The organism is Gammaproteobacteria bacterium, assembly GCA_014075255.1.
GTDB lineage: Bacteria > Pseudomonadota > Gammaproteobacteria > UBA4575 > UBA4575 > JABDMD01.
In genome coordinates, this window is sequence record CP046178.1 from 247,354 (window position 1) to 260,152 (window position 12,799).

The 12,799-nt window shown below is 36.7% G+C and carries 12 protein-coding genes; all 12 read left to right on the forward strand.

Annotated elements, in window-relative coordinates; all coding sequences use genetic code 11:
- Positions 1-134 precede the first annotated feature (134 nt).
- The 12 genes from GKR92_01275 (at position 135) to fliM (ending at position 12,784) form a co-directional block, all read left to right on the forward strand.
- Entirely contained in the window at positions 135-1,259 is a 1,125-nt protein-coding gene (locus GKR92_01275) for an AAA domain-containing protein (protein QMU60398.1), read from the forward strand.
- A gap of 138 nt (positions 1,260-1,397) precedes the next feature.
- A complete protein-coding gene (locus GKR92_01280) occupies positions 1,398-2,597 on the forward strand; it encodes a GHKL domain-containing protein (protein ID QMU60399.1) in 1,200 nt (399 codons plus the stop codon).
- A 26-nt stretch (positions 2,598-2,623) separates the two neighbouring features.
- A complete protein-coding gene (locus GKR92_01285) occupies positions 2,624-3,982 on the forward strand; it encodes a response regulator (protein ID QMU60400.1) in 1,359 nt (452 codons plus the stop codon).
- A gap of 27 nt (positions 3,983-4,009) precedes the next feature.
- Positions 4,010-4,330: a flagellar hook-basal body complex protein FliE gene (gene fliE, locus GKR92_01290; protein ID QMU60401.1), complete on the forward strand. Its 321-nt coding sequence runs from the start codon at positions 4,010-4,012 to the stop codon at positions 4,328-4,330.
- A 33-nt stretch (positions 4,331-4,363) separates the two neighbouring features.
- Positions 4,364-6,010, forward strand: coding sequence for a flagellar M-ring protein FliF (gene fliF / locus GKR92_01295; GenBank protein QMU60402.1), 1,647 nt, complete (start codon positions 4,364-4,366; stop codon positions 6,008-6,010).
- Positions 6,000-7,025, forward strand: a complete 1,026-nt coding sequence (fliG, locus tag GKR92_01300) for a flagellar motor switch protein FliG (protein QMU60403.1) — start codon at positions 6,000-6,002, stop codon at positions 7,023-7,025. The genes fliF and fliG overlap by 11 nt, the downstream gene beginning before the upstream one ends.
- A 16-nt stretch (positions 7,026-7,041) precedes the next feature.
- Positions 7,042-7,644 (forward strand): flagellar assembly protein FliH, encoded by a 603-nt coding sequence (locus GKR92_01305; GenBank protein ID QMU60404.1) that lies wholly within the window; start codon positions 7,042-7,044, stop codon positions 7,642-7,644.
- On the forward strand, positions 7,637-9,007 hold the full coding sequence (gene fliI / locus GKR92_01310; protein ID QMU60405.1) for a flagellar protein export ATPase FliI: 1,371 nt from the start codon (positions 7,637-7,639) through the stop codon (positions 9,005-9,007). Before GKR92_01305 ends, fliI begins: the two co-directional genes overlap by 8 nt.
- 24 nt (positions 9,008-9,031) lie before the next feature.
- Positions 9,032-9,472, forward strand: a complete 441-nt coding sequence (locus GKR92_01315; GenBank protein QMU60406.1) for a hypothetical protein — start codon at positions 9,032-9,034, stop codon at positions 9,470-9,472.
- Between the two features lie 75 nt (positions 9,473-9,547).
- Positions 9,548-10,972 carry a hypothetical protein gene (locus GKR92_01320; GenBank protein QMU60407.1) on the forward strand — a complete coding sequence of 475 codons (1,425 nt, stop codon included), beginning with the start codon at positions 9,548-9,550 and terminating at the stop codon, positions 10,970-10,972.
- Positions 10,973-11,178: 206 nt separating this feature from the next.
- On the forward strand, positions 11,179-11,637 hold the full coding sequence (locus GKR92_01325) for a hypothetical protein (GenBank protein ID QMU60408.1): 459 nt from the start codon (positions 11,179-11,181) through the stop codon (positions 11,635-11,637).
- Between the two features lie 25 nt (positions 11,638-11,662).
- A complete protein-coding gene (fliM, locus tag GKR92_01330) occupies positions 11,663-12,784 on the forward strand; it encodes a flagellar motor switch protein FliM (protein QMU60409.1) in 1,122 nt (373 codons plus the stop codon).
- Positions 12,785-12,799 lie beyond the last annotated feature (15 nt).

Genomic DNA, 12,799 nt, shown 5'->3' on the forward strand with positions numbered 1-12,799 from the left:
CAAACTATGTAGAAACATTTATAATATTTTGAGGGGATGGCAGATACGGAAGCTGTCAGCGCAATAATCACGTGGAGTGCGTTGTCTCTTAATCATAAGCTTTAAAATTAGTAATTAAAAGGCTGGTTAAAGATATGCAGGTTGAACAATCCACGCTTGAATTCAAATCCGATGCTAGGCAAGATCTAGGTCGCCGTAAAAATAACAAATCACTTCTAGATGGACACAGTAAAGCAGTCCAACAAGTGAGTGATCTTATAGAGCGTGTTGCCAATACGAGTGCAAATGTTCTTATCTTAGGTGAATCAGGTACAGGCAAAGAAGTTGTTGCCCGTAGCATTCATACTATTTCCAATCGAGCAGCAAAGTATTTTGTACCCGTAAACTGTGCAGCAATCCCGCAAGAATTACTTGAAAGTGAGCTATTTGGGCATGTAAAAGGCGCATTTACAGGCGCTATTACAGATCGTAAAGGCAGATTTGAGCTTGCCGAAGGTGGCACATTATTTCTTGATGAGATTGGTGACATGGATCTCAATATGCAGGCAAAACTGTTAAGAGTATTGCAAGAGAAAGTTTATGAGCGAGTTGGCAGTGGAAAATCAATACGCGCTAATGTGCGTGTTATCGCTGCAACGCATCGTAATTTAGATGATATGGTTGCGAAAGGTGAGTTTAGAGAAGATCTTTATTATCGATTACATGTCTATCCAATTGAGTTACCACCATTGCGTCGACGTTCCGAAGATTTACCGTCTTTGGTGTATGCAATTACTGATAAAATAAGACAAGAAACGGGTACAGACGTTAAAGTAACACCTGATGCAATGTCTGCATTAGCACGCTACACCTGGCCAGGGAACGTTAGAGAACTGTCTAATTTGCTCGAAAGACTTAGTATTTTGTACCCAGATAAAGAAGTTGATGCTGCAAAATTGCCAAGTAAATACAGTACTTTCTCAACTCCAAAACTGCCAAGCAGTGCATTGGTATCTGAAAGTGTTGCTACAGAGGAATTTGCAGAAATAGAATCGACTGATCAAGATGAATCATGTAGTACTATTGGTTTGCCCGTGCTTACTAGAGATGGTGTTGATTTAAAAGCTCATATCGCATCGGTAGAACAGTTTTATATTGCCCAAGCTTTAGAGCTTGCTAACGGAGTTGTGGCGCAAGCTGCAAAATTACTTGGTTTGCGACGTACAACACTCGTCGAAAAGTTGAAAAAGCATCAATTCCAACGAACTTCAACGTCATAAAATTGACTTCATTACATTTCAAAAATTCTTAAGCTGCTGTTATATAAAGTAAAACAAAAGTAGGCATGTTGTTTGCATAGTAGTTAATGCGCGTCAAATTTATGCGCATTAACAAATTACTACGCGAGGATATGCCAAATGGAAGTAGCAATTGATAACAGGAAGCTAGCACTTGAAAGTGCTTTTGATGATTTTAATCGTGTTTCAGAAGGTTTAACCTCTGCATATGATCAACTCGAGAACCGGGTTGATACTCTCCAAAAAGAACTTGCTGAAACTAAAAACGAAAAGTTTCATCAATTAGTCGAAAAAGAAAAGCTTGCGGATAGATTATCTATATTGTTACGTACCCTGCCTGTAGGAATAGTCGTACTAGATGACTATGGAACCATCATTGAAAACAATGAAATTGCCGACAATCTAATTGGTACTAACTTAAATGGAGTAGCTTGGAAGAAGATAGCAAAAAAGTATTTGGTAGCAGGATATTCGGGCAACAGTGAAGTTTGCTTAAAAAATGGCAATCGCATTTCATTAAAAATTGAATCTCAGCAACGCAGTGAAGGTAAGGTCATCATAATTAATGATGTGACTGCAGAATTTAGTTATCACGAATCTATCAATAGAAAAGAACGACTAGAATCATTGGGAAATATGGTGGCCTCGCTTGCGCACCAAGTACGTACACCTTTGTCAGCGGCATTTCTTTATGTATCAAGTTTAGAAAAGCGAATAGGTAAGCAAGAACTTTCTTTTCAATTGGTCGAGAATGTTAAACATTGTTTGCATAGTTTGGAAGAAACTGTAAACGATATGTTGTCTTTTGCAAAAGGAGAATGGCAGCTGAATGATGTAATTAGCGTAGAACAACTTATTAGTAATATACGCAATGATATTAAACATGAGTTTGGTAAGAATTTAATTGAAATAAATGCATCTATTTCTACTGATAATCCCAAAGCATCTATTAACTATATTGCATTCTGGGGGGCACTTAAGAATGTTATTCACAATGCCATACAAGCTAGTGAATTCGATGCAAAAGTTCTAATAGAAATAAAGACCGAAGGAAAAGAAGTTGTGTTTTCAGTGCATGATAAAGGGAAAGGTATTTCTGATGAGCTTAAGCAGAAAATATTTGAGCCTTTTTTTACGACTAAGGCAGGTGGCACAGGTTTAGGTTTAGCAGTGGTCAAGTCTATTGTCGAAGCGCATCGAGGAACGGTTGAGATTAAAGATGAATATCCACAGGGTGTATGTATTGATATTCGTGTTCCTAAGTCCTTAGAGTTTTCTCCGATTTCAAGTTCAAGTAAACAAAAAATTCAAGATAGCTAACTATATAAGATTATAAAGGGTAGATTATGCAGGGAAAAAATATATTGATTGTAGAGGATGACATGAATTTAAGTCATGCCATTGCCGGAACTATTCGTGATCATGGTTTTACAGCATTTGAATCTTCTTCTCCAATGAGCGCTATGGGTCTACTTGGTAGAGAGCGTATCGACATGGTTCTTAGTGATATCCAGTTCGATAAAACCGTTGATGGCAATGATCCTATTACAGATGGATATGAATTATTAGATGCTATTAAACAAAAATATCTTTCTTTGCCGGTTGTGTTGATGACAGCTTATGGAACGATAGAGAAAGCAGTGTCTTGTATAAAGAATGGGGCTAGCGATTACTTGGTAAAACCATTTGATGTTGATCTGCTGTTGAACATTGTTAAGAGCAATATTCAAGTCAAGTTTTCAAGAGCGAATAATGGTGATAACTATATATCTGTCGATAAAAAATCTATTGATACAAAAAAAATAGCTAGAAGAGTAGCAACCACCTCGGTATCAGTATTTATAAGAGGTGAAAGCGGAACGGGAAAAGAAGTTTTGGCACGTTTTGTTCATGAAAATTCTCCACGTTCAGGACAGCCATTTGTTGCTATTAACTGTGCAGCGATTCCAGAGAATATGTTAGAAGCCGTTTTATTTGGGTATGAAAAAGGTGCGTATACGGGTGCGCATCAAGCTAAAGCAGGTAAATTTGAAGAAGCTCAGCAAGGCACATTGTTATTAGACGAGATTTCTGAGATGGATCTTGCATTACAGGCAAAACTATTAAGAGTGCTACAAGAAAAACAAGTAGAGAGGTTAGGTGGTAAAAAGTTAATTGATTTAGATGTAAGGATTATTGCTACGTCTAATAGAAATTTAAAAGATGAAGTTAAAAAAGGAACCTTTAGAGAAGACTTGTTTTACCGATTGAATGTATTTCCTATAACTTTGCATCCTTTGCGTGATCGGATTGGAGATATTTTGCCTTTAGCTTATATGCTACTACATAAACATTCGCCAAATAAAGCACTAGAACTTTCTGAGGGTGCGCGTGAAAGTTTGATGAAAAATAATTGGGCGGGTAATGTAAGAGAACTTGAAAATGTAATTCAACGTTCAATTGTGTTATGTAGTGGAACCGTAATAGAAGAAGATTTACTAGAGCTAGATGAGTTGGAAAGTGCTAATGAGGAAACCGTTACGAATTTAACGACTGATTTAAAATCACATGAACAAGATTTAATTTTGCAGGCGTTAGTTTCTGAGCATGGAAACAGAAAACTTGTTGCTGAACGGTTGGGCATTAGTCCAAGAACGCTTAGATATAAAATTGCAAAAATGAAAGACCAAGGCGTTCCTGTGCCATCAGCTTATAGATCGGTATAAGTTTAAGACTATTATGAGGATCTTAATATGAGTGACATAAAAATAAATGAATTACTTTCTCAAATTAGAAGCATTTCTAGTCAAGTCGAGCCTAATATCAAGATTAATCAGGCTGGCAATGATGCACCTAGTTTTTCATCTGTATTAAAAACTTCAGTAGATAAAGTTAATGAACAGCAAATGATGGCTGCTGATTTGGCAAATCGATTTGAGCAGGGTGACTCTAGTGTGGAACTTTCCAGAGTCATGATAGAGATGCAGAAAGCGCGTGTTTCATTTGAAGCGGTCAAGCAAGTACGCAATCAATTAGTGACGGCATACCAAGAAGTTATGAGTATGCCTGTTTAAATAGCATAATTTATAATAAGAGAATATAACTACATGGCAGCAACATTAGAAGCTACTCAAGTACCCAACACATTCAGTTTAGCTGATTTTCTACGGCAATTATTTTCGCATTTGGGAATAATACTGACCTTAGCTGCCGTATTGGCATTGGGAGTGGGTGTAACACTATGGTCTATAAAGCCAGAATATAGTCCAGTTTATTCGAATTTATCTCAAGCAGATGTAGGTATGGTTGCTGATGTATTGCGTTCTTCAAACATACCTTTTCGTATGGACTCATCTTCAGGGATGATATTGGTTGCAAATGACAAAATTGGTGAGGCAAAAATAATACTCGCTTCTGAAGGATTGCCACAGTCAAATGGCACAGGGTATGAAGTACTTAATGACAAACCTTCCTTAGGCACTAGCCAATTTATGGAGACCGCACGTTATCAGCATGCACTAGAAACTGAGCTCAGTCGTACAATTGCGGGTATGAGAAATATTGATAATTCTAGAGTGCATATTGCAACGCCCAAGCAATCCGTATTTATTAGGAATAGAGGGCTAACCTCTGCATCTGTAATGATTAAGTTAATGCCAGGGAGGGTGCTAGAGTCAGGACAAGTATCATCTATTACACATTTGGTGGCTTCTAGTGTTCCATATTTAGATGCTGCTAATGTAACGATTGTTAATCAGTGGGGACAGTTGCTTAGTTCTACTGGTACTGATGATGTTATTGATCAGTCAAATAAACAACTGGCGTATAAAAAATCGGTAGAACAAACTTATGCAAATCGAATTGAAGAATTACTTGCGCCTATATATGGTCGAAATAAAATTAAAGCTCAAGTAAATGCAGAAATTGAATTTTCTAAGAGTGAGAGTGCTGAAGAGTTATACGATCCTGATAATAATCAAGTGCGTAGCGAACAGATCTCAGAACAACGTAACCAAGGAAGTTCAATCGCTGCATTAGGAATCCCCGGAGCATTATCGAATCAACCTCCTTCAGGTGGAACGCTTCAAACAGAAGAGTCACAAGAAGGTGAGGAGGGTTCATCAGCAAACTCTACACCAGTCTCTACATCGCAAAATACAACAAAAAATTATGAATTAGACAAGACTATGCGTTATACGCAAGAAGCAAAAAGCTTGGTTAATAGAATTACTGTTGCGATTGTTGTAGACGATAAAGATGTTATTAATGAAGCTGGCGAAACTGTAAAGACACCACTTGCTAGTGAAGATTTCGCACTAATCCGCGGTATAGTTCGTGATGCAATAGGTTTCAATGAGGAGCGTGGCGATAGTGTTACCGTATATAATAGTAGTTTTCTCCCTCAAGTAGTTTTAGAGGAGCCAGAAGCTACTCCTATCTGGAAGCAGTCTTGGTTATTGTCCATTATCAAACAAGTTTTTGCTGGTATCTCAGTGTTGATCATACTATTTATGTTTGTGCGCCCAGCAATGAAAGCATTAATGAGTAAGCATAATTCAGCAACGGGTGGTTCCAGTTCCGCATCACAACCGTTATTAGAAGGTAGCTCAGGAGAAGTAGCCATCGCAGCCGCCGCTGCAGGAAATTATCCTAATTATGTACAACAGCTTGCTATGGCTAAAGAACTCGTATCACAAGATCCTAAACAGGTTGCAAAGATAGTAAAGAACTGGGTGGCACCAAGTGGCGAATGAAGAATCACCATCGGCTGATGTGAGTGCATTAGATGGTGCACAGCGTGCAGCTATACTTATGATGGTACTAGGAGAATCAGAAGCATCTAAAGTACTGAAATTTATGGATCCGGAGGAATTAGAGCTCATTGGTTCCGCAATCAGTGCATTAAAAGATGTTACACAACATCATATTTACGATGTTTTAAATGATTTTAGTGATGTAAATGAAAAACACACGCCGCTTGATATTGGTGCACAGGATTACCTTAAGAAAATATTGTTTCAAGCTATAGGGCCTCAGAAAGCCAATAGTATCTTGTCGCGTATTGAGTTAGGACCTAATGCAAGTGGGCTTGAAGTTTTAAAATGGATAGATCCTTCAGTAATTGCAGATGCAATTAAAGATGAACACCCTCAATTGATAGCGATTTTGTTGGTTCATTTAAAAGATGAACAGGCGGGACAGATATTAGAATTATTGGATAAAGACAAAAAAACAAATGTTGTGATGAGGATTGCCAGACTAGGTGATGTAAATTCATCTGCATTAAAAGAGCTTGAGCTTCTTATCGAGAGTAGATTTACTCAGGAAACTGATAGCAAGATTAAAAATCTTGGTGGAATTAAAGCAGCTGCAGATATTTTGAATAATGTTGATAAAGATACTGAAAATAATATTGTGGAGACATTAACAGAGATAGACAAGGAATTATGCGAAGAAATTAAAGGCAAGATGTTTGTATTTGATAATTTATTAAGTGTAGATGATCGAGGAATGCAAACTATACTAAGGGAAGCACCTCAAGATAAGTTGGTCACAGCACTCAAAGGAGCTAGTACAGAGATTGCAAATAAAATATTTAAAAATATGTCTAAACGTGCTGCAGAATTACTTAAAGATGATCTTGAAACTGCAGGTCCAGTGCGTTTAGCAGAAGTAGAAGAAGCACAGAAAGAAATTTTAGAGGTTGCACTTAGATTAGCAGAAGAAGGAACGATAATGTTGGGTGGGAAAGGCGATGATTTTCTTTAGATCTTAAGGCATATTTATGGACAATCAAGAAACCTGGCAGCGTGCATCACTAAGCACATTTGAACTGAACAAAGAGGGCCCCTATTTAGACCAAGAGTTATCAGTTTCAAACACACAACGTTCTTATGAGGAAAAACTAAAAAATGGCTATGAGGATGGGTTAAAACAAGGCCAACAAGCTTTAAATGAGTACAAGCAAACTTTCGATAGCGTATTTTCTAGTTTAGATAATGCTCTTAAAGAAGTTGATCAGAATGTAATTGAAGCCATAACGCAACTTGCAGTATCTATATCAAAGCAAATCATAAGAAGAGAGTTGCAAATCAATTCTGAGCAAGTTGTGTCAGTAGTAAAAGAAGCTATTAAGTTATTGCCACTCGATAAGGGTCGCTTAATAATTCATTTAAACCCTGGTGATTTAAATGTTGTGCAAAAAGTATTTAATCAAGATGATATTGTGCATAGCTACTCACTTGTAGAAGACCCTTCGGTACAGCGTGGTGGTTGTAAGTTAGCAACCGATGATTCAATTATCGATGCAACGATTGATTCGCAAGTAGCGCAAATATCCGCAAAAATATTAGGTAGTCAACGTACTACGGATCGTTCAGATGAGTGAAGCTCACAACACTCTTCCATATTATAGTCAACGCAAGCAGCATTGGATTGATGCAATTAATCATGCAGAACAATCTCTGACACCGTACAACTATACTGTTGAAGGAAGATTGACTCGTCTCGTTGGTTTGACTATTGAGGCACAAGGTTGCCAGGTCAATATTGGTGGTCGATGTTTGATCGTGTCGCCTAGTAATCAAAAGATGGAAGCTGAAGTGGTAGGGTTTTCTGGTACCAAGAGTTATTTGATGCCAATTGAAAATATGCAAGGAGCCGTGCCAGGTGCACGTGTTATTCCCACAAAAGATAACCATAAACTACCTGTAGGTGAAGAGCTATTAGGACGCGTAATTGATGGCGCTGGACAAGCTTTGGATAACAAAGGCCCTGTGCAGGCAAATGAATACCGCGATTTAGAAGGCAAGAATATTAATCCGTTTGAGAGAATGCCTATTGAGACGCCGCTTGATGTCGGTGTGAAAGCCATTAATGCCTTGCTAAGCATTGGCACTGGTCAACGTATGGGCTTATTTGCAGGAAGTGGTGTAGGTAAAAGTGTTTTATTGGGCATGATGACAAAATTTACTTCTGCAGATGTCATTGTAGTCGGTCTAATTGGCGAACGTGGTAGAGAGGTAAAAGAATTTATTGACCAAATACTTGGCGAGCACGGATTAACAAAAACGGTTGTAGTGGCAGCACCTGCAGATTGTTCGCCACTGCAAAGAGTTCACGCGGCTAAATATTCCACCACTATAGCTGAATATTTTCGTGATAAAGGTAAACACGTTTTATTGTTGATGGATTCATTAACGAGAGTAGCGCAGTCATATAGAGAAATTGCTCTTGCGATCGGTGAACCACCGGCTACAAAAGGCTATCCACCATCTGTATTTACTAAGATACCTGCTTTGGTAGAGCGTGCAGGTAATTCTAGTGTTGCTGGTGGATCCATCACAGCATTTTATACCGTGTTGGTTGAGGGAGATGATCAGAATGATCCCATTGCTGATGCTTCTCGAGCTATTTTAGATGGTCATATAACTCTGTCACGAACCTTAGCTGAAACTGGGCATTATCCTGCTATAGATATTGAGGCGTCTATAAGTAGACTATTTCATACAGTATGTGGTGCGGAACAGATTAAAACTGCACAAAGTTTTAGAGAACTTTATGGGAGATATAAAAAACACGAAGATATGATTAATTTAGGGGTTTATCAGTTAGGAACTGACGAGAAGATTGATCAAGCTATCGAATACTACCCTAAATTATTAGAATTTCTCAAGCAAGATATGCAAGTAGCATGTAATTACCAGTCTTCTCTAAGTGAAATGAATCTTTCACTTGATCCAAGTATCTAACTAAATAAATAGAAAAATATCTCTGTGACGCGCTCGAAAAAATTAAATGCTGCACTAGAGGTGCTTGATTTCAAGTTGAATAAACAATTTTCATCTTTAGTTGAGCTTATGCAGCATAAAATTGATAATGAAAAAAAATTACATGATTTGATGAATTATCAAAATAACTATATGTCTATAAATACAAATAAAGATAAGCAAACTATAACCAGCCTACAGATACACCATAAGCTGATGAATAAACTTCAAATAGCTATTGAAGTACAACAGCAAGTTGTTCATGACCTAGATTATAAAGTAAATCAAATGATTCATATTTTACAAAAAGATCGAGCACAAAACCGAGCTTTAGGTGTGCTTATCAAACGCTATCACAAGCAGGAAACTGAGATTAGTGAACGTAATGAACAAAATGAGTTAGATAGTCAAGTTCTTGCAATATTGCAAAACAATTCTGTGTCCTAGGCGAGAGGGATCAACAAAAAACAGGTAAAAGTTGGCCCGAAAAGTGCAATATCTAAGGCAAGGAATAATTTAGATATGGCAGAAACAGAAATATTATCGGCTACTAATTTGCAAGCCGCATCGAATACATGTGCAAGTTGTCTTACTTCAGAGACTACTGGCTTGAATCAAAGTGCGAACGGTAATTTTGGTACACATCTAGAAGAATCCTTAAAAGAAATTACTGCTACGAGTAACGGAAAAGTATTGCCTATAGATGGCAAGGGCTTGCCGCATGCGATATTACCGAAATCGTTAAGTAATCTAAAATCTGAACTACATTCGATAGTAAATGATATTCAAATAGCCGATGTTGATGCCAATCAATTGATTGAATCATTTAAAGGGATATATCAAGAGGGCATTAATACTAACTCTATAAGTCTTGATGATGAAATAAATATATTACCTGATGCTGAGCTTGCGATACAGGAATTCTTAGATTTATCTAATATTCCTGAATTGTCTACTTCAATAGAGTCACTTTCATCAGGGCTGCAGAATACTAATGAAATAGAAAATCAAATAATTGATGAGTTGAATATCATTCCAATACCGGTTGCGCAAGAAAATAGCGCTTCAAATAAGCCTGTACAAATTGAAAATTTAAATACAACAGTGGGAGTTATAGGAAATCAACGTATTTTAACATCTGTTAGTCCACCTTCTGTAGCTAAAATACAACAAAGTCAAAATAACAGCTCTACACTAGAATCAGAAGAGCTTACAGCTCTTTCAGGCATTCAAAAACTTGATGTAAGTGAAAACATTTCTGATAAATTGAATGATTTTATTGCTAAATATTTATCTGAAAATAATACTTCTAGAAATGCCTCAAAAAACCAACCAATAAGTACAGAAATATTTCAACAGAACTTTAATTCAATTAAATCTGATCCAGTTATACAAAATGTAAATATAAATGCTGCAATTGATTCATATGGTAATTTAAATGCGGGAGCCTTACAAAGTAAGCTGATAGAGTCACCTATACCGCTATCAATTAAACTTGGTACAGGTTCAGAACAAATCCAACAAAGTGTTGATCAATCCATCACGCAAAATGTTAAGTGGTTGATTGGAAATAAAGCACAGAACGCAAAAATTAATGTTTTCCCAGAAGCTTTAGGACAAGTCAATATTGCTTTGAGTCTTGAAGATTCAAACTTAAAACTTAATTTTATAGCTACCAATACCGTCACAAAAGAGCTTATTGAGGCAAGCATGTCTAGTTTAAGGAGTCACTTTGGCGAAAGTGGTATAAATTTACAGGAAGTACATGTCGAAACACGTAGTTCAAATGAAGCAGAACAAGGTTCTCAGTATTCTGATTTAGATGATAAAAGTCAGAGTGACTTCAATAATGGTTTTGATGAGACTGATGATGAAGTAGGTGAAGTAGTTCCACATGTATATGTCAATAACTCTGCACCCCGATACTTGCTGGATGCGTATGTCTAAGTAATCCTGTCAATATAATTCACTCTAACAACGAATCTTTGACGATTATCGATTCGATTTAATTCTTACTAGTCAATTTATTGGCTATCTTAAAAACTTCATTGCATAAGTGGTTGATATTTATGGTATTAATTTACTATAAAAGTTGGCACATAGGTTGCAATTAGAAATATGAAATTAAATGTTTCTACTATGAAGGTTTGCAAATGAAAAAAATTATTATTTTTGCTGTTATCGGCATTGTACTTGTTGGTGGTGGAATTGGTGGTGCAATGTTTTTTATGAAGTCTCCTGAAGTACCAGAAGGCGAGGAAATGGCTGAAGAAGAAATGGAGCCTGAGATGAAAGAAGCCATCTATGAAAATATTCATCCCGCATTTACGGTGAACTTTGTAGATGGATCTAAGAAGCATTTTATGCAGGTTTATATGGTAGCAAAGTTTTATGACATGGAGGCTAGGGATCAATTCAAGATGCATATTCCTGTAGTACGTAATAATTTACTTTTATTAATGTCAGGTAAAAACAGCGACGAGTTATCGACTATAGAATCTAAAGAAACCCTCCGGAAAGATGCACTTATGACTGCTCAATCTGTTATGCAAGAGATTTATGGAGAGAACTTAGTTGAAGATATATATTTCACTAAGCTCGTGATGCAATAGCTAATAACTATTAAGAGTTAAAGTAATGAGTTCTGCAGAACCAGAAGCAAGTCAAGAATCGGAAGACGATCAAAACAAAGAAGATGCTAATGCGTCTGAACATGATGATTCAAAAAAGAAAGACGAAGATTGGGATGGTGAAGAGCGAAGATCTGAAGATCGTCCTTGGAGTGATGCGGATAAAAACAAAAGTGAAGATGAGCAAGTATTAAGTGAAGAGGAGCGAAATGCTTTATCTGGTGATGTTGAACAAATAACAGATGAGGCAGGAGTATTAACATATGATTTTTATTCTCCAGCTCATATTAACAAGTCTAGTCTTCCGGCATTGACAATAATAAATGAAAAAATTATTGAATCGATGAGTGAAGGATTAACGGATTTATTGCAAAGAGAAATAGAAGTCACAGCGAATGATGTAGATATAAGTAGGTATGGAGACTTTATTCATTCACTACCGATACTTATAGATACAAGCATTATAAATATTAGCAAAATTGATTCTCAAGCTCTAGTTTGTATAGATGGTGGATTAATTGAAATTATTATGGATGCATATTTCGGTGGTGAAGGAAAGTTAAGTGAGGCAAGTGATAAACAAGTATTTACGGAAACTGAATTTAATATAAGTAATAAAATATTAGAGATGTTTCTAATATCTAATAAAGCTGCATGGGAAAAAACAGAGCCGTTAGATTTTCAGTATGTTCAACGAGAATTACAACCAAAATTAATTAATCTACTTGACGAATCTGCTCTTATCGTCGTTTGCCAATTTAAAGTTTCTTTAGATGAAGAAGCAAGTTATATAAGAATAGCTTATCCATATAAAGCACTGGAGCCAATTAAGCATAGTTTGAGGAAAATGGTTCCAGAACGTGATGAGGAAAGCGATGGTCAATGGAAAAAACAGTTATTTAACAGTATTAAAGCAGCGCCTATAGAGCTAAACACGGTACTTGCAGCATTTAATCTTACGGTTGATGAAATTGTCAAACTTAAAACAGGCGATGTAATTCCTTTTGCTATGCCGGAATCAGTAACAGTGTATTCAAGTACTACACCTATTTTCACAGGGAAAATAGGCTCTGTAAATGATGCAGTAGCAGTAAGTATAAGTTCATGGATAAGAAAGAATGAGAGCTAAATATATCAGGATAAA